Annotated in this window: 20 protein-coding genes; 11 read left to right on the top strand and 9 right to left on the bottom strand. The window is 68.8% G+C overall.

Annotated elements, in window-relative coordinates; genetic code table 11:
* The first annotated feature begins 8 nt into the window (after nucleotides 1–8).
* Nucleotides 9–2,990, top strand: a complete 2,982-nt coding sequence (locus BUE42_RS02980; protein ID WP_073462605.1) for an L-glutamate gamma-semialdehyde dehydrogenase — start codon at nucleotides 9–11, stop codon at nucleotides 2,988–2,990.
* A gap of 104 nt (nucleotides 2,991–3,094) precedes the next feature.
* Nucleotides 3,095–4,642 (top strand): methyl-accepting chemotaxis protein, encoded by a 1,548-nt coding sequence (locus BUE42_RS02975; RefSeq protein WP_073462604.1) that lies wholly within the window; start codon nucleotides 3,095–3,097, stop codon nucleotides 4,640–4,642.
* Nucleotides 4,643–4,671: 29 nt separating this feature from the next.
* On the opposite strand, the gene BUE42_RS02970 is transcribed toward BUE42_RS02975, so the two are convergent.
* From BUE42_RS02970 to BUE42_RS02960, 3 genes are all read right to left on the bottom strand, one after another.
* Nucleotides 4,672–5,244, bottom strand: coding sequence for a YceI family protein (locus BUE42_RS02970; protein WP_073462782.1), 573 nt, complete (start codon nucleotides 5,242–5,244; stop codon nucleotides 4,672–4,674).
* 62 nt (nucleotides 5,245–5,306) lie between these two features.
* On the bottom strand, nucleotides 5,307–5,879 hold the full coding sequence (locus BUE42_RS02965) for a YceI family protein (RefSeq protein WP_073462603.1): 573 nt from the start codon (nucleotides 5,877–5,879) through the stop codon (nucleotides 5,307–5,309).
* A 28-nt stretch (nucleotides 5,880–5,907) separates the two neighbouring features.
* Entirely contained in the window at nucleotides 5,908–6,450 is a 543-nt protein-coding gene (locus BUE42_RS02960) for a cytochrome b (protein WP_073462602.1), read from the bottom strand.
* Nucleotides 6,451–6,756: 306 nt separating this feature from the next.
* Here BUE42_RS02960 and BUE42_RS02955 point away from each other — a divergent pair, with 306 nt between their 5' ends.
* From BUE42_RS02955 to BUE42_RS02930, 6 genes are read left to right on the top strand one after another with little or no spacing between them, the layout of a single operon-like run.
* Entirely contained in the window at nucleotides 6,757–7,566 is an 810-nt protein-coding gene (locus tag BUE42_RS02955; RefSeq protein ID WP_073462601.1) for an IclR family transcriptional regulator, read from the top strand.
* Between the two features lie 28 nt (nucleotides 7,567–7,594).
* Complete coding sequence (locus BUE42_RS02950; protein ID WP_073462600.1) at nucleotides 7,595–8,380, top strand: ABC transporter ATP-binding protein; 786 nt, start codon at nucleotides 7,595–7,597, stop codon at nucleotides 8,378–8,380.
* Nucleotide 8,381: 1 nt separating this feature from the next.
* On the top strand, nucleotides 8,382–9,086 hold the full coding sequence (locus BUE42_RS02945) for an ABC transporter ATP-binding protein (protein WP_073462599.1): 705 nt from the start codon (nucleotides 8,382–8,384) through the stop codon (nucleotides 9,084–9,086).
* 32 nt (nucleotides 9,087–9,118) lie between these two features.
* Nucleotides 9,119–10,324 carry an ABC transporter substrate-binding protein gene (locus tag BUE42_RS02940; RefSeq protein ID WP_073462598.1) on the top strand — a complete coding sequence of 402 codons (1,206 nt, stop codon included), beginning with the start codon at nucleotides 9,119–9,121 and terminating at the stop codon, nucleotides 10,322–10,324.
* Between the two features lie 12 nt (nucleotides 10,325–10,336).
* Nucleotides 10,337–11,224: a branched-chain amino acid ABC transporter permease gene (locus tag BUE42_RS02935; RefSeq protein ID WP_073462597.1), complete on the top strand. Its 888-nt coding sequence runs from the start codon at nucleotides 10,337–10,339 to the stop codon at nucleotides 11,222–11,224.
* 5 nt (nucleotides 11,225–11,229) lie between these two features.
* Nucleotides 11,230–12,189, top strand: coding sequence for a branched-chain amino acid ABC transporter permease (locus BUE42_RS02930; RefSeq protein WP_073462780.1), 960 nt, complete (start codon nucleotides 11,230–11,232; stop codon nucleotides 12,187–12,189).
* 135 nt (nucleotides 12,190–12,324) lie between these two features.
* On the opposite strand, the gene BUE42_RS02925 is transcribed toward BUE42_RS02930, so the two are convergent.
* Nucleotides 12,325–12,786: an Lrp/AsnC family transcriptional regulator gene (locus BUE42_RS02925; protein WP_073462596.1), complete on the bottom strand. Its 462-nt coding sequence runs from the start codon at nucleotides 12,784–12,786 to the stop codon at nucleotides 12,325–12,327.
* Nucleotides 12,787–12,886: 100 nt separating this feature from the next.
* On the opposite strand from BUE42_RS02925, the gene ilvB reads away from it, so the two are divergent.
* On the top strand, nucleotides 12,887–14,632 hold the full coding sequence (gene ilvB / locus BUE42_RS02920; protein ID WP_073462595.1) for a biosynthetic-type acetolactate synthase large subunit: 1,746 nt from the start codon (nucleotides 12,887–12,889) through the stop codon (nucleotides 14,630–14,632).
* A 5-nt stretch (nucleotides 14,633–14,637) separates the two neighbouring features.
* On the opposite strand, the gene BUE42_RS02915 is transcribed toward ilvB, so the two are convergent.
* Entirely contained in the window at nucleotides 14,638–15,663 is a 1,026-nt protein-coding gene (locus BUE42_RS02915) for an RNA methyltransferase (RefSeq protein ID WP_073462594.1), read from the bottom strand.
* 84 nt (nucleotides 15,664–15,747) lie between these two features.
* Between BUE42_RS02915 and BUE42_RS02910 the strand changes: the two genes are divergently transcribed.
* Nucleotides 15,748–17,469, top strand: a complete 1,722-nt coding sequence (locus BUE42_RS02910) for a M14 family metallopeptidase (protein WP_073462593.1) — start codon at nucleotides 15,748–15,750, stop codon at nucleotides 17,467–17,469.
* A 105-nt stretch (nucleotides 17,470–17,574) separates the two neighbouring features.
* Nucleotides 17,575–17,712: a hypothetical protein gene (locus BUE42_RS32900; RefSeq protein ID WP_159445359.1), complete on the top strand. Its 138-nt coding sequence runs from the start codon at nucleotides 17,575–17,577 to the stop codon at nucleotides 17,710–17,712.
* Between the two features lie 251 nt (nucleotides 17,713–17,963).
* Here BUE42_RS32900 and BUE42_RS02900 read toward each other — a convergent pair whose 3' ends face one another.
* The 4 genes from BUE42_RS02900 to BUE42_RS31905 form a co-directional block, all read right to left on the bottom strand.
* Complete coding sequence (locus BUE42_RS02900) at nucleotides 17,964–18,794, bottom strand: hypothetical protein (RefSeq protein ID WP_073462592.1); 831 nt, start codon at nucleotides 18,792–18,794, stop codon at nucleotides 17,964–17,966.
* A 150-nt stretch (nucleotides 18,795–18,944) separates the two neighbouring features.
* Nucleotides 18,945–19,661 carry an esterase gene (gene ypfH / locus BUE42_RS02895; protein ID WP_073462591.1) on the bottom strand — a complete coding sequence of 239 codons (717 nt, stop codon included), beginning with the start codon at nucleotides 19,659–19,661 and terminating at the stop codon, nucleotides 18,945–18,947.
* Between the two features lie 98 nt (nucleotides 19,662–19,759).
* Nucleotides 19,760–20,206: a pepsin/retropepsin-like aspartic protease family protein gene (locus BUE42_RS02890; protein ID WP_073462590.1), complete on the bottom strand. Its 447-nt coding sequence runs from the start codon at nucleotides 20,204–20,206 to the stop codon at nucleotides 19,760–19,762.
* Nucleotides 20,191–20,445, bottom strand: coding sequence for a hypothetical protein (locus BUE42_RS31905; protein ID WP_143171271.1), 255 nt, complete (start codon nucleotides 20,443–20,445; stop codon nucleotides 20,191–20,193). Before BUE42_RS31905 ends, BUE42_RS02890 begins: the two co-directional genes overlap by 16 nt.
* Nucleotides 20,446–20,484 lie beyond the last annotated feature (39 nt).

Here is a 20,484-nt window from a genome sequence, read left to right as displayed (position 1 = left end):
CTTTGATGATGTTTTTGCCGCCGGCTCGCGCCCGCCTGCCCTACCCATATCGCCCTGAACTGGAGTTGTTAGCAAGCCTGACGCCACCCCTTGCGCAGGCGCTCGACTGGGCGGCTGTCCAGGCCGCCGCGCGGCCCTGGGTGCAGGCGGTGCGCGACAAGCCGGCACCGTTCTGGGCGATGGAGTCGCTGCTGCGGGAATACCCGATCTCCAGCGCCGAGGGCCTGGCGCTGATGCGGTTGGCCGAGGCGCTGTTGCGCGTGCCCGATGCCGAGACCGCGATCGCGCTGACCGCCGACCAGCTCGGCAAGGCCGAGTTCGACGGCTCGTCGGGCGGGCCGCACCAGATGCTGGCGAGCCTGTCGGCCAGCGCGATCTCGTTGTCGAAGAAGTTCCTGCCGCAGGCCGACGCGGAGGCCGGCTTGTTCAAGCGCCTGGGCGCGCAGACGGTGGTGGCCGCGACGGTGCGCGCGATCCAGCTGCTCGGCCGGCAGTTCGTGCTCGGCCGCGACATCGCCGAAGCGATGGGCGAGGCGGCATCGGCGCGCAAGCAGCAGGCCGGCCTGCGCTTCAGCTACGACATGCTCGGCGAGGGTGCGCGCACCGAGGCCGATGCCCGGCGCTACCTGGCCTCGTATGCGAAGGCGATCGACGCGATCGGTGGTAGCCGGGTCGCGGCCGGACCCGAATCGGCCGACGGCATCTCGATCAAGCTCAGCGCGCTGTTCTCGCGCTATGAAGACGCGCAGCGCGAGCGCGTCGGCGCCGGGCTGTTGCCGCGCGTGTGGCAGCTGATCGAGCAGGCGGCGTGCGCCAACATCAACCTGACGATCGATGCGGAAGAGAGCGACCGGCTCGAGCTGTCGCTCGACGTGCTGGACGCGCTGGCCGAGCGCATCGCGCAGCAATATCCGCAGTGGCGCGGCTTCGGCCTCGCGGTGCAGGCCTACCAGACGCGGGCGCTGCAGGTGGTCGACGAAGTCGCCCGCATCGCACGCCGGCACGGCCTGAAGTTCATGGTGCGGCTGGTCAAGGGCGCCTACTGGGACGGCGAGATCAAGCGCGCGCAGGAACAGGGCCTGGCCGGCTACCCGGTGTTCACGCACAAGCACCACACCGACATCTCGTACCTGGCCTGCGCGCGCGCGCTGATCGGCCATGCGGAGGTGATCTACCCGCAGTTCGCGACGCACAACGCCGGCACCATCGCGGCGATCGTGCAGATGGCGCGGGCGGCCGGCGCGCCGTTTGAGATGCAGCGGCTGCACGGCATGGGCGAGGGCGTGTACCGCGAGGTGATGCGCGACGCCAACATCCCGGTGCGCGTCTATGCGCCGGTCGGCGAGCACCGCGACCTGCTGGCCTACCTGGTGCGCCGGCTGCTGGAGAACGGTGCCAATTCATCGTTCGTGCACCAGCTGTCGGACGACGAGGTGCCGGTCGACCTGCTGCTCGCGTCGCCGCTGACACCGGCGGCCGCGATCGGCCAGCCGCTGCCGCGCGCGCTGTACGGTGAAGGCGGGCGCGTCAACTCGCGCGGTGCCGACCTGGCCTGCGTCGAGGAGCGCGCGCCCTTGGACGCGGCGCTGGCCGCGACCAGCGTCGAGCCGGTGCGCGAATCGACGGTGGCTGACGTCGGCGACGCGATGACGCGCCTGCAGTCCGGCTTCGAGGCCTGGAACGCGACCCCGCTGGCCGAACGCGCAACGGCACTGCGCCGCGCCGGCGATGCACTCGAGGCGCGCCTGCCGGAGTTCTGCGGCCTGCTCGTGAAAGAGGCGCACAAGACGCTCGGCGATTGCGTGGCCGAGGTGCGCGAGGCGGTCGACTTCTGTCGCTACTACGCCGACCAGGCCGAGGCGCGGCTGGCCACGCAGACCCTGCCCGGCCCGACCGGCGAGAGCAACGCGCTGCAGCTGCACGGCCGCGGCGTCTTCGTCTGCATCAGCCCGTGGAACTTCCCGCTCGCGATCTTCGCCGGCCAGGTGGTGGCCGCGCTGGTGGCCGGCAACGCGGTGGCGGCCAAGCCGGCCGAGCAGACGCCGGCTGTCGCGCAGCGCATGGTCGCGCTGCTGCACGAGGCCGGCGTGCCGCGCGACGCGCTCGCGATGCTGCACGGCTCCGGCGAGACGGTGGGCGCCGCGCTGGTCGCCGATGCGCGCACCGCGGGCGTGTGCTTCACCGGCTCGACCGCGGTCGCGAAGATCATCAACCGCGCGCTCGCCGCGAAGGACGGCCCGATCGTGCCGCTGATCGCCGAGACCGGCGGCATCAACGCGATGGTGGTCGACAGCACCGCGCTGCCCGAGCAGGTGGTCGACGCGGTGGTGCAGAGCGCATTCCGCTCGGCCGGCCAGCGCTGCTCGGCGCTGCGCCTGCTGTGCGTGCACGAGGGCGTGGCCGACGGCGTGATCGAGATGGTGCGCGGCGCGCTGGCCGAGCTGCGGGTCGACGACCCCGCGTTGCTCGCGACCGACGTCGGCCCGGTGATCGACGACGAGGCCTTCGCCGGCATCCGCGGCCATGTCGAGCGCTTGCGCGGCAGCGCGGCGCTGATCGGCGAGGCGCCGGTGACCTCGACCTTCCCGCGCCTCGTCGCCCCGGTCGCGTTCGAGCTGCCGCGCATCGCCGACGTGCGCCAGGAGATCTTCGGCCCGGTGCTGCACGTGGTGCGCTGGCGCGGCGACGTGGCCGACGTGATCGCGCAGGTCAACGCGCTCGGCTACGGGCTGACGCTGGGCATCCAGACGCGCATCGACAGCCGCGCGCTGCGGCTTGCGCAGGCGGCGCGCATCGGCAACGTCTACGTCAACCGCAACATGATCGGCGCGGTGGTCGGCGTGCAGCCGTTCGGCGGCGAGGGGTTGAGCGGCACCGGCCCGAAGGCCGGCGGGCCGCACTACCTCTACCGCTTCTGCGCCGAGCAGACGCTGACGATCAACACCGCGGCGGCCGGCGGCAACGCGGCGCTGCTGGCCGGGGGGCACTGAAATCCTGAACAAATGACCCGGTCAAGGCGACCGGCAGCACGTCGAAAAACCTGACACAGCGCCCGCGCCGGGCGGCTGGCTCCGGTGTTCGTCGAGGTGTTGCCATGAAGTCGATCAAGTCCGTGCTGCTGCTGTTTCTCGCGGTGTTCGTGGTCGCGCTGCTGGTGCTGCATGGCAGTGCCCGCTGGAACAGCCACCGCATGCAGGCGCAGGCGCGACAGGTGTTCGTCGCGAAGGACGTGACCGCCGACGTGCTGCCGCCGCCGCTGTACCTGATCGAGGCGCGGCTGGTGCTGTCGCAGGCGCTCGAAGGCACGCTGGCACCTGCTGCTGCGCTGCGTGGTTTCGATGCACTGGCCGAGGCCTACCGTGCCCGCGTCGACTACTGGCGCACCCATCCGCCGTACGGGCTGGAACGCGAGCTGCTCGGTGAGCAGCATGAAGCGGCGCAACGCTTCTTCGAGGCCGCCCGCGCGCAGGTGCTGCAGCCGCTGCACGAGGGGCGTGCCGATGCCGCACGCGCCGCGCTGCCGGCGGTGCAAGTGCACTACGAGGCGCACCGGCGCGGCGTCGACCGCACCGTCGAGCGCTCGAACGCCTTCGCCGACGACAGGATTTCCGGCTTCGACGACATCGTCGCGGTGAACGACCGCCACGCCCTCGCGGTGCTGGCCGGCGCGCTGCTGGCGAGCGCCCTGCTGTTCGCGCTGGTGTGGTGGCGGCTGCAGCGCGATGTGGCGCGGCCGCTGCAGCTGGCGAGCGGCGTGGCCGCGCGCATCGCCACCGGCGACCTGTGCGGCGACATCCAGGTCAGCGGGCGCGACGAAGCGGCCCAGGTGCTGCGCGCGCTGGTCGACATGCAGGCCGGCCTGCGGCGCGTGGTCGGCGAGGTGCGCGAAGGGGCCGTCGGCATCGCCACCGCGAGCGCGCAGATCGCGCAGGGCAACATGGATCTGTCGGACCGCACCGAGCAGCAGGCCGCCAACCTGCAGCAGACCGCGGCGGCGCTGCACCAGATCGACAACAGCGTGCGCGGCAATGCCGAGCACGCCCGGCAGGCCGACAGCGCGGCGGCCGAGGCCTCGCAGGTGGCCGATCACGGCGGCACGGTCGTCACGCGGGTCGTCGGCACGATGAACGAGATCGGCGAGGCGGCGGCGCGCATCGGCACCATCGTCGGCGTGATCGACGGCATCGCGCTGCAGACCAACATCCTCGCGCTGAATGCGGCGGTCGAGGCGGCCCGCTCGGGCGAGCACGGCCGCGGCTTCTCGGTGGTGGCCGGCGAGGTGCGGTCGCTGTCGCAGCGCTGCGCCGAGGCGGCGCGGCAGATCCGCGGCCTGGTCGCCGAGAGCACGCAGCGCATCGAGGAAGGGCACCGGCTGGCCGGCGAGGCCGGCTCGACGATGCAGCGCGTCGTCAGCCAGTTCGCGCAGGTGTCGGCGCTGATCAGCCAGATCAGCGGCGCGACGCGCCAGCAGACGCAGGGCGTCGGCCAGGTCAACGACGCGGTGCAGCGGCTCGACGGCGTGACGCAGCAGAATGCCGCGCTGGTCGAGGAGTCGGCCGCCGCGGCCGGCAGCCTCAGCGCGCAGGCGCAGCGGCTGGCCGGCGCGGTGTCGGTGTTCCGGCTCCAGGGCAGCGCGGCCTGAGCGGGCCGCGCCGGCTCCCCGGGGGAGGCTTACTGCTTGACGGCTTCGACCTGGATCAGCATGTGGATGTTGTCCGGCAGGCCGTACTGCAGGCCGTAGCTGACGCCCCACTGGCTGCGCTGGATCGTCGTCTCGAAGTCGCCGCCGCACACTTCGCGCTTCAGCATCGGGTTCTCGTAGCAGTTGAAGTTGACGGCCGTCAGCGTGAGCGGCTGGGTCTTGCCGGCCAGCGTCAGCGCGCCGGCGACCGAGGTCACCTTGCCGGCGCCGTCGAAGCTGAACTTGTCGCCGACGAACTTGGCGGTCGGCTGTTCGGCGGCGTTGAAGAAGTCCTTGCCCTTCAGGTGCGTGTCGAGCGCCGGCACGCCGGTGTTGATCGCGGTCATGTCGAAGGTGATCTCGACGCGGCCGGTCTTGGCAGCCTTGTCGAACGTGACGGTGCCTTCCTTCTTGTCGAAGCGGCCACGCAGCGTGCTGGTGTTGAAGTGCTTCGCCTCGAAGATCGCGGCGGTGTGGGTCGGGTCGATCGCGTAGGTCGCGGCTTCGGCTTGTGCCAGGCCGGCAGCGGCGAGGGCGGCGGCGGCAACGAGGGTCTTCATCATCATGGGAATGGTCCTGGTGAGGTGGGTGAGGTACTGCAGAGGAATCCGGCGGATCCGGAAGATCAGAAGGCGCCCACGCCGGTCAGCGCGAGCTTGAACTTGACGGTGACGTCGTTGGCCACCATCGAGGTGTCTTTCCAGTCGCCGTCGCCGATCTTGAAATCGAGGCGCTTGATCACGAAGCTGCCGGTGGCCGTCGTGTTGCCGCCGGCCTGCGTCAGCACGACCGGCACGACCACGTCGTGGCTCGCGCCCTTGATCGCCAGCTTGCCGGCCACGTCGAACTTGCCCGGGCCGGTGGCCTTGACCGTGGTCGACTGGAAGGTGGCCTGCGGAAACGACTTGGTGTTGAACCAGTCCGGCTTGGCGACCTCGGCCTCGGTCTCGGCGGTGCCGAGCGTGACGCTCGCGAGGTCGATCGTGAAGCCGATCTTCGCGGCCTCGGGCTTCTTCGGGTCGAACGCGACCTGCGCGTCGAACTTGCGGAACTTGCCGTCGACCGGCACGCCCATCTGCTTGCTGGTGAAGGCGATCTCGCTCTGCGCCGGCACCACCTTCTGCTGCGCCTGGGCGCAGGCGGGGAAGGCGAACGCGGCGGCGACGGCGAAGCTGGCGACGGTGAGGTAGGTTTTCATTCGAAGGTCTCCCGGTGAAAGTGAAGGGTCAACGCGAGCCGCCGGGCAGCATGCGAGCCAGCAGCCCGTCGCGGTCGATGAACTGGTGCTTCAGCGCGGCCGCCACATGCAGCGTCACCAGCGCCGCCAGGCCATAGGCGAGCAGCGCGTGGGCCTGCTTCGCGGTCTCGGCCAGCGCCTTGTCGGCCGGCACGAAATCCGGCAGCGGCAGCAACCCGAACACGACGATCGGGAAGCCGGCCGCCGAGCTGTACGCCCAGCCGGCCAGCGGCACCGCGAAGAACAGCAGGTACAGCAGGTTGTGCGTCCAGTGCGACGCGCGCTGCTGCCAGGCCGGCGACGGCAGGTCGGCCGGCGGGCGGTGCGTCAGGCGCCACAGCAGGCGCAGCGCCGACAGCGCGAGGATCACCACGCCCGACCACTTGTGCCAGTTGAAGAGCTTCAGGCGCTGCGGCGAGAACGGCAGGCCGCTCATGTACAGCCCGACGCAGAACGTGCCGACGATGGCCAGCCCGAGCAGCCAGTGAAAGCTGATGGCAACGGCGTCGTAGCGTGAGGGCGGAGCGCGCATGGAAGGCCTTGAAACAGTTTGAAGCACTTGGGCCCGTCGAATCGGCCCGTGGGGAGGGACTTTAAGAGCAAGGCGAGGTGACGAAGTTCACCACGCTTGTCGCAATCATTCAAAAAAATGAAGCGAGGCGCCTCGCGCAAACCCTGTGCGGACTTTCCCGCGAACCGGCCGCGCCGGCATCCACCTGCGCAAAGACCCCTCTTAGACTGCGCCGGCTGTTCGATGGGCCGATCCTGGTTCAACCCGTTGAACGGCCCTGTCGGTCCACCGTCTCCCCACCCACTGCGCCGCGTCGCTGTCCAACGCATGCTGCAAGCCCAACTTCCCCGCCCTCCCGCGACCAAGCCGGCCCTGGTGCCGGCCGTCACGCGGGCGGCCGCGTTGCTGGACCTGCTGGCGCAGCAGCGCGAGGCGATGAGCCTGGCGCGGCTCTCGGCCAGCCTCGGCCTGCCCAAGAGCAGCGTGCACGGCCTGTGCAACACGCTGAGCGCGCTCGGCTACCTGCGCCGCGAGGACGACGGCTGCTTCTTCATCGGCCCGCGCGTGATGGGCCTGGCGCATGCGTTCGTCGCCCACACCAGCCCGGCCCAGGAGTTCACCGCGCTGTGGGCCGAGGCCGGCGCGGCGCCGTCCGAGACGGTGATCCTGTCGGTGCTCGACGGCGCCGACGTGGTCTACGTCGCCGCGCGCAACGGCGTGCGCCCGCTCGGCCTGGCATTCACCGTCGGCATGCGGCTGCCGGCGCACCGTGCGGCCACCGGCAAGGCGATGCTCGCCTGGCTGGACGAGGCCCGGCTGCTCACGCACTTTCCGCAGGCCCGGTTGCCGGCCTTCATGAACCGCGCGCCGATCCAGCGCAGCGACCTGGTCGGCGAGCTGGCCGAGATCCGCCGGCGCGGCTACAGCATCGACGACGAGAGCGTGCGCGAAGGCGTGTACTGCTTCGGCGCGCCGGTGTTCGATGCGTCCGGCCAGGCGGTGGCCGGCGTCGGCGTGTGCCTGCAGAAGGCGATGCTCGACCCGCAGGTCGCCGCGCAGCAGAGCGACACCGTGATGCGCGTCGCGCGCGAGCTGACGCAGCGGCTGGGCGGCAGCATGGCCGCGCCGGCCGCCTGAGCGGCACCGAAGAGGAGTTCCAAGTTCCATGAGCACCGCAAGCACCTCCGACACCATCCTCGAGACCCGCGCGCTGACGAAGGAGTTCAAGGGCTTCGTCGCGGTGAACCAGGTCGACCTGAAGGTCCGGCGTGGTCACATCCACGCGCTGATCGGCCCGAACGGCGCCGGCAAGACGACCTGCTTCAACCTGCTGACCAAGTTCCTGACGCCCACGCGCGGCCAGATCCTCTTCAACGGCGCCGACATCACGCGCGAGAAGCCGGCGCAGATCGCGCGGCGCGGCGTGATCCGTTCGTTCCAGATTTCGGCGGTGTTCCCGCACCTGAGCGTGCTCGAGAACGTGCGCGTCGCGCTGCAGCGAAAGCTCGGCACCTCGTTCCACTTCTGGAAATCCGAGCGCACGCTGCACGGGCTGAACGACCGCGCCCGCGCGCTGCTGGCCGAGGTCGACCTGGCCGGGTACGCCGACACGCCGACCGTCGAGCTGAGCTACGGCCGCAAGCGCGCGCTCGAGATCGCGACCACGCTCGCGATGGAGCCCGAGCTGATGCTGCTCGACGAGCCGACGCAGGGCATGGGGCTGGAAGACGTCGACCGCATCCGCCAGCTGATCAAGAAGGTGTCGGCGAACCGCACCATCCTGATGGTGGAGCACAACATGAGCGTGGTGTCGAGCATCGCCGACACCATCACCGTGCTGCAGCGTGGCGCGACGCTGGCCGAAGGGCCGTACAGCGAGGTCTCGAAGAACCCCGCGGTGGTCGAGGCCTACATGGGCACCGCCAACGTCGAACTCGCCGGAGCGCATTGAGATGGCCGAACGCTTCCTCGAAGTCCGCGAACTGCAGGCCTGGTACGGCGAATCGCACGTGCTGCATGGCGTGAACTTCCACGTCGACGAGGGCGAGGTGGTGACGCTGCTCGGGCGCAACGGCGCCGGGCGCACCAGCACGCTGCGCGCGATCATGGGCCTGACCGGCAGCCGCAAGGGCTCGATCCGCATCCGCGGGCAAGAGGCCATCGCGATGCCGACGCACCGCATCGCGCGGCTCGGCATCGGCTACTGCCCGGAAGAGCGCGGCATCTTCTCGAGCCTGTCGGCCGAGGAGAACCTGCTGCTGCCGCCGAAGCTGGCCGACGGCGGCATGGCGATCGACGAGATCTACGCGATGTTCCCGAACCTGAAGGAGCGCGCCGGCAGCCAGGGCACGCGGCTGTCGGGTGGCGAGCAGCAGATGCTGGCCGTCGCGCGCATCCTGCGCACCGGCGCCAAGCTGCTGCTGCTCGACGAGATCTCCGAGGGCCTGGCCCCGGTCATCGTGCAGAAGCTCGCCGAGATGGTGGTGCTGCTGCGCCGCCAGGGCTACACGATCGTGATGGTGGAGCAGAACTTCCGCTTCGCCGCGCCGCTGGCCGACCGCTTCCTCGTGATGGAGCACGGCCAGATCATCCAAGAGTTCACCCAGGCCGAGTTGCCTGCCCGCCTGGCCCAGCTCCACGAGTACCTGGGCGTCTGATCCCGAAGATCGATCCACACAAGGAGACCTCCATGAAACTGAGCCACATCGCCGCCGCCTGCTCGCTTGTCGCCACCGCTGCCCTCGTTCCTGCGCACGCGCAGGTGTCGGGCGACGTGATCCGCATCGGCTTCATCACCGACATGTCGGGCCTGTACTCCGACATCGACGGCCCGGCCGGCGTCGAGGCCATCAAGATGGCGATCGCCGATGCCGGCGGCATGGTCAACGGCAAGAAGGTCGAGCTGGTCGTCGCCGACCACCAGAACAAGGCCGACGTGGCCGCCGCGAAGGCGCGCGAGTGGTTCGACACGCAGGGCGTCGACATGCTGATCGGCGGCACCAACTCCGGCACCAGCCTGGCGATGGCCAAGGTGGCGCTCGAGAAGAAGAAGCCGTTCATCGCGGTGGGCGCCGGCAGCTCGGCGCTGACCAACGAGCAGTGCAGCCCGTACACCATCCACTGGGCCTACGACACGATGGCGCTGGCCAAGGGCACCGGCGGCGCGGTGGTGCGCGCCGGCGGCAAGAGCTGGTACTTCCTGACGGCCGACTACGCGTTCGGCCAGGCGCTGCAGAACGACACCACCAACGTCGTGAAGGCGGCCGGCGGCACGGTCACCGGCCAGGTCAAGCACCCGCTGTCGGCCAGCGACTTCTCGTCGTTCCTGCTGCAGGCGCAGTCGAGCAAGGCGCAGATCCTGGGCCTGGCGAACGCCGGCGGCGACACCATCAACGCGATCAAGGCCGCCAACGAGTTCGGCGTCACCAAGACGATGAAGCTGGCCGGCCTGCTGGTGTTCATCAACGACATCCACTCGCTGGGCCTGAAGACGACGCAGGGCATGTACCTGACCGACAGCTGGTACTGGAACAAGGATGCCGAGACGCGCACCTGGAGCCGCAAGTTCTTCGAGAAGGTCAAGCGCATGCCGTCGTCGCTGCAGGCGGCCGACTACTCGGTGGTGGCCAACTACCTGGCGGCCGTCAAGACGACCGGCACCGACGACGCCGACAAGGTGCTCGCGCAGTTGCACAAGGCCAAGGTCAACGACATGTTCGCGAAGAACGGCACGGTGCGCGAAGACGGCCGCATGGTGCACGACATGTACCTGATGCAGGTCAAGTCGCCGGACAAGTCGACCGAGCCGTGGGACTACTACAACGTGGTCGAGACCATCAAGGGCGATGCGGCGTTCACGACCAAGGCCGAGAGCAAGTGCGCTTCCTGGAAGTGATGGGATGACCCCATGACCGAAATCTTCGGCATCCCCCTGCAGGCCTTCGCCGGCCAGTTGCTGCTCGGCCTGGTCAACGGCTCGTTCTACGCGATGCTGAGCCTGGGCCTGGCGGTGATCTTCGGCCTGCTGGGCATCGTCAACTTCGCCCATGGCGCGCTTTACATGATCGGCGCCTACGTGGCCTGGTTCTCGATGGAGAAATGGGGCCTCGGCTACTGGGGCGCGCTGGTGCTCGCACCGGTGATCGTCGGGGCGCTCGGCGTCGTGATCGAGAGGACCTTGCTCAAGCACCTGTACAAGCTCGACCCGCTGTACGGCCTGCTGCTGACCTTCGGCCTGGCGCTGATCGCCGAGGGCGTGTTCCGCGATCGGTTCGGCGTGTCGGGCCAGCAGGTCAGCGTGCCCGAGGCGCTGCAGGGCGCCACCAACCTGGGCTTCATGGTGCTGCCGAACTACCGTGCGTGGGTCGTGGTGGCGTCGCTCACGGTCTGCCTGGGCACCTGGTTCCTGATCGAGAAGACGCGGCTCGGCGCGACGCTGCGCGCCGGCACCGAGAACCCGGCGCTGGTGCAGGCCTTCGGCATCAACGTGCCGCGCATGGTGATGTTCACCTATGCCGGCGGCGCGGCACTCGCCGCGCTGGCCGGCGTGCTGGCGGCACCGGTGATCCAGGTCACGCCGCTGATGGGCAGCAACCTGATCATCGTCGTGTTCGCGGTGGTGGTGATCGGCGGCATGGGGTCCATCCTCGGCTCGATCCTGACGGGGCTGATGCTCGGGCTGGTCGAGGGCCTGACCAAGGTGTTCTACCCCGAAGCCTCGAACATCGTGGTGTTCGTGATCATGGTGATCGTGCTGGTGATCCGGCCGGCCGGCCTGTTCGGCAAGGAGAAGTGAGCGTGGTGTCCACCCCGAACAGGAACGACGCGTTCCAGCGCAAGTCCGTCATCGCCTGGGGCGTGCTGCTGGCGCTGCTGGTGATCGCGCCGTTCATCGGCATCTACCCGGTGTTCATGATGAAGGCGCTGTGCTTCGCGATCTTCGCGTGCGCCTTCAACCTGCTGCTGGGCTTCACCGGCCTGCTGTCGTTCGGGCATGCGGCCTTCATGGGCTCGGCGGCCTACGTCACCGGGTGGCTGGTGCGCAGCGCCGGCTGGACGCCGGAGCTCGGCATCGTCGCCGGCACGCTGGTGGCCGCGGCGCTCGGGCTGGTGGTGGGCCTGATCGCGATCCGGCGCCAGGGCATCTACTTCGCGATGATCACGCTCGCGATGGCGCAGATGATCTATTTCGTCTGCCTGCAGGCGCCGTTCACCGGCGGCGAAGACGGCCTGCAGGGCGTGCCGCGCGGCAAGCTGTTCGGCCTGATCCCGATGGCCAACGACCTGGCGATGTACTTCTTCGTGCTGGCGGTGTTCGTCGCGGTGTTCGTGCTGATCCTGCGCATCGTGCACTCGCCGTACGGCCAGGTGCTGAAGGCGATCCGCGAGAACGAGCCGCGCGCGATCTCGCTCGGCTACGACGTCGACCGCTACAAGCTGCTGGCCTTCGTGCTGTCGACCGGCATCGCCGGGCTGGCGGGTGCGATGAAGACCTTCGTGCTCGGCTTCGCGACGCTGTCGGACGTGCACTGGTCGCTGTCGGGCGAGGTGATCCTGATGACGCTGCTCGGCGGCATGGGCACCTTCGCGGGGCCGGTGCTGGGCGCGTTCACGATCATCGGGCTGCAGGACTACCTGGCGGACACCGCCGGCTCCTGGGTCACGGTGATCATCGGCGTGATCTTCGTCGTCTGCGTGATCGCGTTCCGGCGCGGCTTCGTCGGCGAGCTGATCGCGTGGCAGAAGGGCAAGAGCAGCTGATGTTTCCGTTCGGGCTGAGCTTGTCGAAGCCCTGGTCGATGCGAGCAGGCCCTTCGACAGGCTCAGGGCGAACGGGGTTTCTTTGCAACTGCCGGGTCCCTTCGAGGACCTCTTGGGCTCAGGGCGAACGGTTCTTCAGCGGCGCAACGGAAGCAGGCTCTGCTTCAGCTGCCGCAGCACGAAGCTCGACTTGCTGTGCCGGATCCCCGGGATCTTGTAGAGCCGCTCGCGCAGCAAGCGCTCGTAGTCGCGCGTGTCGCTGACGGCGATGCGCACGTAGTAGTCGTAGTCGCCCGACACCAGGAAGGCCTCCAGCACCTCGGGGATCGCTTCCAGCGCGCGGCCGAACTCGAACAGCGCCTCGTCGGAATGGCTGTCCAGCGTGACCTGCACGATCACCGTGTCGGGCAGCCCGACCTCGGCCGCGTTCACGCGCACCGAGTAGCCCTCGATCACGCCGGCCTGCTCCAGCCGCTTGATGCGGCTCCAGCACGGCGAACTGGTCAGCCCCACCTGCGCACCGAGCTCGCCCATGCTGATGCGGGCGTCGCGCTGCAGCGCTTCGAGGATGGCGATGTCGAACTTGTCGAGCTGCATGCTGTGACCTGTTGAAGATGCAGGAGGATTTGCCGCTGGCATCGTAACCCGCCCAAGTTTCAGCAGCCTTTGCTGCGCAGCGCGCGAGAAACTTCCCGGCATGAATGCGCCCCTCGCCCTCGAATGCCTGCAGCCTGCCCCGGCCCCTGCCACCCGCACGCCGGACACCGCCGACCTGCTGGTCGCGACCTTGCTCGCGCATGGCATCGACACCGTGTTCGGCTACCCCGGCGGCGCGGTGCTGCCGCTGTACGACGCGCTGCACCGCGAGCCGCGGCTGCGCCACATCCTCGTGCGGCACGAGCAGGCGGCGGTGCATGCGGCGCAGGGCTACGCGCGCAGCACCGGCCGCATCGGCGTGGTGTTCGTGACCTCGGGTCCGGGCATGAGCAACACCACCACCGGCCTGCTCGATGCGTTGTGCGATTCGGTGCCGGTGCTGTGCATCAGCGGCCAGGTCGCGACCACGTCGATCGGCACCGATGCGTTCCAGGAGTGCGATGCGCTCGGCATCTCGCGGCCGGTGACGAAGTGGAACGCGCAGGTGCGCAGTGCGGCGCAACTGGTGCCGCTGCTGCGCAGGGCATTGGCGGTGGCTGCAGGTGGCCGACCCGGGCCGGTGCTGCTCGATCTGCCGAAGGATGTGCAGCTTGCGCCGCAGGTGGTGCCCGAGGGTGCCACGGCCGCCACCTTCACGCTGCCGCGGCCAGCGCGGCCGAACGCGTCGTTGCGCCGTGCCGTCGATGCGCTGCGCGAAGCGCGCCGGCCGGTGTTTTACGGCGGTGGCGGATTGATCAACGCCGGCCCCACCGCCTGCGCCGCGTTCGTCGAGCTGGTGCGCCGCTGCCACGCGCCGTGCACGCTGACGCTGATGGGCCTCGGCGCCTTCCCGGCGAGCAGCCCGCAGTTCCTCGGCATGCTGGGCATGCACGGCACGCTCGAGGCCAACCTCGCGATGCACGAGGCCGACCTGGTGGTGTGCGTCGGCGCGCGCTTCGATGATCGGGTCACCGGGCGGCTCGACGGCTTCTGCCCCGGGGCCCGCTTCATCCACATCGACATCGACCCGACCTCGATCAACAAGGTCGTGAAGGCCCAGGTGCCGCTGGTCGGCGATTGCGGCTGGCTGCTGGAGGCGCTGCTCGAGATGCTCGGCCCGCAGCCGCTCGACCCGCGGAGGCTCGATGCGTGGTGGGCACGCATCGGCACCTGGCGTGCGAAGCGCTCGCTGGCCTTCGACGACACGTCGCGCCAGATCGCGCCGCAGGCGTTGCTGGTGCAACTGCAGTCAGCGCTGGCCGGCCGCGACGCGATCGTCTCGACCGACGTCGGCCAGCACCAGATGTGGGCCGCGCAGCACCTGCGCTTCGACGCGCCGCGGCGCTGGCTGACCTCGGGCGGCGCCGGCACGATGGGCTACGGGTTGCCGGCGGCGATCGGCGCGCAGGTCGCGCACCCGGACCGGCTGGTGGTGTGCATCAGCGGCGATGCGTCGATCCTGATGAACATCCAGGAGATGGCGACGGCCGTGCAGGCGGGGGCACCGGTCAAGGTGGTGCTGCTGAACAACGGCCACATGGGCATGGTGCGGCAGTGGCAAGAGCTGGTGCACGGCGGGCGCTACAGCCAGAGCGCGCTCGATGTGCAGCCGGATTTCGTCGCGCTGGCGAAGGCCTTCGGCTGGGGTGCGCGCCGCGTCGATCAGCGCAGCGAGCTCGACGATGCGCTCGCCGAGTGCCTCGCGAGCCCGGGCCCGTTCTTCCTCGACGTGGTCGTGGCGCCCGATGAGAACTGCTGGCCGATGATCCCGGCCGGCTGCGCGCACGATGAGGTGCGGCTCGGATAGCAGGATCAGGTGGCGTGGATCGGAATGCTGCCCGCGGGTAGCGCGCGGGCGCGCAACTGCCCGCAACCGCCCTCCACGTCCTGCCCCGCCGACTGCCGCAACGTCGTCAGCACGCCGCGGCTGTGCAACGTCCGCGCGATGGTTTCAGCCCGCTCCGCGCTCGGCCGCCGGAAATCCAGCCCCTCGTTGGTGTTGTACGGAATCATGTTCATGATCGCGTACTTGCCGCGCAGCAGCCGCACGATGCCGTCGATCTCGTCGTCGCCGTCGTTGATGCCGTCGAGCAGCGTCCACTGGTACTGGATCGGGTAGCCGCTGGCGCGCGCATAGCGCTCGCCGAGCTCGACGAGTTCATCGGGCGTGATGCGCGGTGCGCGCGGCAGCAGCTGCTCGCGCAGCGCGGCCTTCGTGGTGTGCAGAGACAGCGCCAGCGCCGGCTTCACCGGGCCCTGCGGCAAGCGCTCGAACACCCGTGGGTCGCCAACCGTCGAGAACACCAGGCTCTTGTGGCCGATGCCGCCGGCGGTGCCCAGCAGGTCGATCGCTTCCATCACGTTGTCGAGGTTGTGGGCCGGCTCGCCCATGCCCATGAACACGACCTTCTTGACCGGCCGGCGCGCCCGGGCCAACGCGACCTGCGCAACGATCTCGGCGCTGCCGACCTGGCGCAGCAGCCCGTCGCGGCCGGTCATGCAGAACACGCAGCCCACCGCGCAGCCGACCTGGGTCGACACGCACAGGCCGTCGCGCGGTAGCAGCACGCTCTCGATCGTCTGGCCGTCCGGCAGCTCGACCAGCAGGCGGGCCGAGCCGTCGTCGGCCGGGTGTTCGGAGCGCAGACGCGCCAGGCCATCGAGCTGCTGCATCAGCGCCGGCAGGGCCTCGCGCAGCGCGAGCGGCAGGAAATCCTCCGGCCGGCGCTTGCCGGCGTCCTGCGGCAGCGCGCGCGACCACTGGCGCAGCACGCGTTCCTCGTGAACGGGCTTGGCGCCGTGGTCACGAAGCTGCTGGCGGATGGAGGCGATGCGCATGGGGTCGATGAAACGGCGCCACAGTCTAACGGCCCGCGTTGCGCGACACTCCTGCCTTCGCCCCCAACCGCCTTGACGTACGCCATGACGTTGCCCGCCACGCCCACGCCTCGCTTCGACATCTTCTACAAGTACGACGCCCTGACCCAGCTGCTGTTCGACTACGCCGCGGCCCACCCCGGCCTGGTGCAGGTGCAGTCGATCGGCAAGAGCCACGAGGGCCGCGACATCTGGCTCGCGACCGTGACCAACACCGCGACCGGTCCCGACACCGACAAGCCCGCGTTCTGGGCCGACGGCAACATCCACGCCGCCGAGCTGACCGCCAGCACCACCTGCCTGTACTACCTGCACCACCTGGTGACGCAGTACGGCCACGACGGCGAGACCGGCCGCCAGGTCACGCAGCTGCTGGACACCCGCGTGATCTACCTGTGCCCGCGCATCAACCCCGACGGCGCCGAGCTCGCGCTGGCCGACCGGCCGCGCCACATTCGCTCGTCAACGCGCAGCTACCCGTACGACGAGGAGCCGGTCGAGGGGCTGACGCTGGAAGACGTCGACGGCGACGGCCGCATGCTGACGATGCGCATCCCCGATCCGCACGGCACCTACAAGAAGTGCCCGCAGGACGCGCGGCTGATGGTGCCGCGCGAGCCCGGCGAGTTCGGCGGCGAGTACTACCGGCTGATGCCCGAGGGCCTGCTGAAGAACTACGACGGGCTGACCGTCAACGTGAACCGCGACCAGGAAGGCCTGGACCTGAACCGCAACTTCCCTTCCGCCTGGCGGCAGGAGTTCGAGCAGGTCGGTGCCGGCCCGTACCCGGCCAGCGAGCCCGAGGTGCGGGCGATGGTCGAGTTCATCCTGAAGCATCCGAACATCGGTGCGGCCATCAGCTACCACACGCACAGCGGCGTGATCCTGCGGCCGATGGGCACGCAGAGCGACGACGACATGATCCCGGAGGACCTGTGGTCGTACAAGCGCTTCAGCGCGATGGGCGAGAAGCTCACCGGCTACCCGGCGATCAGCATCTGGCACGACTTCAAGTACCACCCGAAGGAGGTCATCACCGGCACGCAGGACTGGGTGTACGAGCACCTGGGCGCGCTGTTCTGGGTGGTCGAGCTGTGGTCGCCGAACAAGGAGGCCGGCATCGAGGGCTACAAGTGGATCGACTGGTTCCGTGACCACCCGGTGGAAGACGACCTGAAGCTGCTGAAGTGGAGCGATGAGCAGTGCGGCGGCCAGGCCCACGTCGAGTGGAAGCCCTTCCACCACCCGCAGCTCGGGCCGGTGGAGATCGGCGGCTGGGACAAGATGAATTTCTGGCGCAACCCGCCGCCCCAGCTGCGTGAACGCGAGGCCGCGCGCTTCCCGGCGTGGATGAACCAGATCGCGCTGAGCCTGCCGCGGCTCGAGCTGCTGCGCACCGAGGTGCGCGCGCTCGGCCCCGACACCTGGCGCGTGCGCCTGGCGGTGTGCAACAGCGGGTACCTGCCCGCGTATGTGAGCAAGCGGGCGCTGGCGCGCAAGACGGTGCGCGGCACGATGTTCGAGATCCACCTGCCGCCGGGCGATGCGACGGTGTCGCTGGTCAGCGGCAAGGAGCGCATCGAAGGCCCGCAGCTCGAAGGCCACGGGCCGAAGAGCACGCTGCAGGCCTTCTTGCCGACGCGCGAGGTGACGGCCGATCGCGCGGTCGCCGAATGGGTGGTGCGCGCGCCGAAGGGCACGCGGCTGGCCCTGAGCGCCCGCGCGGACCGCGCGGGGGCGGTGAAGACCGAGGTGGTGCTGGACTGAGGTGAAGATGATGGAAACCCAAGCCGATCAGCAGGACGATGACATGCCCTCCGAGATCGACTTCTCGAAGGCTCCCGCGACAAGTTCCTCAAGCCGGATGCAACGGTGAGCTTGCCGGTGTATCTGGACGCCGAGGTGCAGGCCTACTTTTCAGCCCGCGCCAAAGTGCGCGGCATCGATGTCGGCCAGATCGTCAATGAGCTGCTTCGCAAGGACATCGAGTTGATCGAAGCCGCGCGGTAGCCGACCGGACGCTGTTCACCGGGCACGGAGCGCGCGAGATGCGCGCCCCGCCGGGTCCCGGTTTCGTTCCTGAGGAACAGCACAAACCCGTTCGCCCTGAGCAGGGACCGAGCTTGTCAAGGGCCCGTCCGTCGAAGGGTTGAGCCCGCCGCGCGCAGGGCCTTCGACAAGCTCAGTCCCAACCCTTCGACAAGCTCAGGGCGAACGGTGCTTCTTTGCTGCCGTCCGGTCCCTTCACGGACCTGTTTCGCTCAGAAGTGGTACTCGGCCTTCAGCGAAGGCGCCGACACCTTGGTCCCCGCCAGCGATGACGGGTTGCCGAACTTGTTCTTGATGTACTGGTAGCCGAAGCCCGCATAGACGGTCTTCGGCGTGCCGGCCGCCGAGCCCACGTCCCACAGCAGGCCCATCTCGGTCCAGGTCTCGGCCGCGGTGTCGCCGCCGAAGCCGTCCTTGCCCTTCTCGCCGGTCCAGGTGCCCCAGCCCTTGAACACCGCCGGCAGCCCGGCGTTGAAGTCGAAGCTCCACACCGTCGCGAGGCGCGGCGCCGCGTCGAAGTTCACATGCGTGCCGGCGATCGAGTTGTTGTTGTTCTCCTTGTAGTACAGCAGCCCGAGCGTCAGCAGCCCCGGCACGTCGAACTCCACCTTCGGCCCGGCGATGTACTTCGTGAGCCCGGCACCGAAGGCATCGTTCTTCGAGTTGAAGTCGAAGCCGAACTGGAAGCCGACGTCGCGGATCGGGCCGAACTTCATCGGCTTGCCACTGACCTTGCCGAAGCTCACCGTGTTGCTGTAGGTGACGTACACCTCGTGCGCACCGCGGTCGCTGTTGTTGGCGGTGTTGTTCTCGTCCGAGGCCAGCATGTCGACCGCGAAGAAGTTGACGCCGTACTTGTAGCCGCCGACGTACTGCAGCGTCGCGACCTTCTTCTTCACGTCCGCGTCGCTGCCGGGTTCCTTGAACTTGGTGCCATAGGTGAAGCCGATGAAGGCATCGCTCCATTCGGCGGCATGGGCGGCGGCAGCGCAGGCGGCCAGCGCGGCACAGGCCGCGACCTTCGACAGGGTTCGGGTACGCATGGGGAATCCTTGGATGGGGTTGGTGATGCGGCGGAACGCGCCGGCACACCGCCTCGACCCCATGCCCCGGCTTGGCGCATGCGACCCCGATGGGTACCGACTTGTATGCAAGTCAGCAAACCCCATGCCACCAGTGAGGATTCCCTCGGATCAGCCCAGTTCGTCGCTCGATGCGCTGCGCGGCAGGATCGGCGCCTCGCTCATCGCCTGGCGCCACACCTTCTTCGGCAGGAAGGTGCGCAGCTGCTCGACGGCCTTGTCGAGCAGCTGCGGGTGCAGCTCATGGCCGATGCCGGGCAGCACGTCGGCGGTCACGTCGCCGCCGAGCGCGACCAGGCGCTCGGCCGAATCGATCGCCGGGCCGCAGGGCAGCACGCGGTCGGCCATGCCGTGGAACAGGTGCACGGTGGTGTCTTCGGGCGCGTGCTCGGGCGCGGTCGCATGGCGGCCACTGAAGGCCAGCACGCGGCCGGCCAGCGCCGGCTCGGCCTGCACCGCCTCGAGCGCCATGATCGCGCCTTGCGAGAAGCCGGCCAGCGCGGTGCACGGCCACGACATGTTCAGCTGCTGCTGCACGCCGCGCACGGTCGCGATGAAGCGCGGCAGCGCTTCGGCGACGCGCTGCGGGCGGTTGTCTTCGGTGATGCCCTGGATGGAGAACCACTGCCAGCCGCTGCCGCCGCCGGGCACGGCGTCGAACGGATCCGGTGCGTCGAGGCAGACCACGGCGGCCTTCGGGTATTCGGCGACCAGGCGCTGCGCGAGCGGCGCCATGTGCGAGGCGTTGGCACCGACGCCGTGGAACAGCAGGAACAGCAGCTCGGGCGGGCCGTCGGCGGGCAGGTGGGCGAGGGCGGTGGCAGGCATGGGGTCATCTCCGTGTAGCACGTGAGTTTGACGCCATGGCGGCTGGCTGCAGAGCAAGGAGTTTGAATGCAGCGTTCAGCTGCGACTGCGCAGATCGCCTACCAAGTCAGAGAGCAACTGCCTGACGGACCATCCAGGTTGAAGACAGCCTGTTTGAGGATGTCCATCCCGATGATTCCCGTGAAGACCTCGGCGCCGAAGTGGCCGGATTTGACGGTGGCAACCGGGACCAGGTTGTGAATCCAACTGCCACCCTGGCTGTCCCGCAGCTTCAATGACAGGTCATACCGCCAACCTGCCGCAGAAATTTGCGTTCCCGATCCGACGATGACCGGATTGTTCTTCGGCAATCGCCAGTTCGCTACAAGACCCTCGTCGATGAGGCAGAACGTTGCGCCGGTGTCCACGAGGAACAGCTGCTTCGTGAAGGGAACGAGATGGGGCGCGTTGCTGGCGAAGACTTGCTGAAAAGCGAGACTGGGTTTGACCTCCACTTCAATCAGAGGTCGATCTTGAACAACTTGAAAACTCAGGCGGCCCGGCATGCCGTGTGGATGTCGGCACGCTCAGGGATGGGCGCGATCTTTTGAAGAAGGTACTGCGCGCTGTCTGAAGGAAAGCGGTGATAGCCAAAGTTCACTGCTGCTTCATACGTCTCGAAGACTTGAACTATTTCACCCGAAGAGATGATGACGTACTGACCTCTAGATTCGTCAAGCAGTTTGGGAAGCCGCGTTCTGAAGGCTTCCAAATTGCGGTGGAACTCTGCATTTTCTCGATTCACGACGGCCTCCGAGCGTTCAACTTATCCACAAGGGTGGGC

Source organism: Rhizobacter sp. OV335 (assembly GCF_900142965.1).
GTDB lineage: Bacteria > Pseudomonadota > Gammaproteobacteria > Burkholderiales > Burkholderiaceae_C > Rhizobacter.
This window is presented reverse-complemented; position numbering and strand designations above follow the sequence as displayed.

Coding starts and splice junctions, on each gene's coding strand:
- BUE42_RS02915 (WP_073462594.1), bottom strand. CDS start 15,663: ATGCGCATCGCCTCCATCCGCCAGCAGCTTCGTGACCACGGCGCCAAG.
- BUE42_RS02935 (WP_073462597.1), top strand. CDS start 10,337: ATGACCGAAATCTTCGGCATCCCCCTGCAGGCCTTCGCCGGCCAGTTG.
- ilvB (WP_073462595.1), top strand. CDS start 12,887: ATGAATGCGCCCCTCGCCCTCGAATGCCTGCAGCCTGCCCCGGCCCCT.
- BUE42_RS02950 (WP_073462600.1), top strand. CDS start 7,595: ATGAGCACCGCAAGCACCTCCGACACCATCCTCGAGACCCGCGCGCTG.
- BUE42_RS02910 (WP_073462593.1), top strand. CDS start 15,748: ATGACGTTGCCCGCCACGCCCACGCCTCGCTTCGACATCTTCTACAAG.
- BUE42_RS02970 (WP_073462782.1), bottom strand. CDS start 5,244: ATGATGAAGACCCTCGTTGCCGCCGCCGCCCTCGCCGCTGCCGGCCTG.
- BUE42_RS02890 (WP_073462590.1), bottom strand. CDS start 20,206: ATGCCGGGCCGCCTGAGTTTTCAAGTTGTTCAAGATCGACCTCTGATT.
- ypfH (WP_073462591.1), bottom strand. CDS start 19,661: ATGCCTGCCACCGCCCTCGCCCACCTGCCCGCCGACGGCCCGCCCGAG.
- BUE42_RS02955 (WP_073462601.1), top strand. CDS start 6,757: ATGCTGCAAGCCCAACTTCCCCGCCCTCCCGCGACCAAGCCGGCCCTG.
- BUE42_RS02975 (WP_073462604.1), top strand. CDS start 3,095: ATGAAGTCGATCAAGTCCGTGCTGCTGCTGTTTCTCGCGGTGTTCGTG.
- BUE42_RS02965 (WP_073462603.1), bottom strand. CDS start 5,879: ATGAAAACCTACCTCACCGTCGCCAGCTTCGCCGTCGCCGCCGCGTTC.
- BUE42_RS02925 (WP_073462596.1), bottom strand. CDS start 12,786: ATGCAGCTCGACAAGTTCGACATCGCCATCCTCGAAGCGCTGCAGCGC.
- BUE42_RS02945 (WP_073462599.1), top strand. CDS start 8,382: ATGGCCGAACGCTTCCTCGAAGTCCGCGAACTGCAGGCCTGGTACGGC.
- BUE42_RS02940 (WP_073462598.1), top strand. CDS start 9,119: ATGAAACTGAGCCACATCGCCGCCGCCTGCTCGCTTGTCGCCACCGCT.
- BUE42_RS02960 (WP_073462602.1), bottom strand. CDS start 6,450: ATGCGCGCTCCGCCCTCACGCTACGACGCCGTTGCCATCAGCTTTCAC.
- BUE42_RS02900 (WP_073462592.1), bottom strand. CDS start 18,794: ATGCGTACCCGAACCCTGTCGAAGGTCGCGGCCTGTGCCGCGCTGGCC.
- BUE42_RS02980 (WP_073462605.1), top strand. CDS start 9: ATGTTTTTGCCGCCGGCTCGCGCCCGCCTGCCCTACCCATATCGCCCT.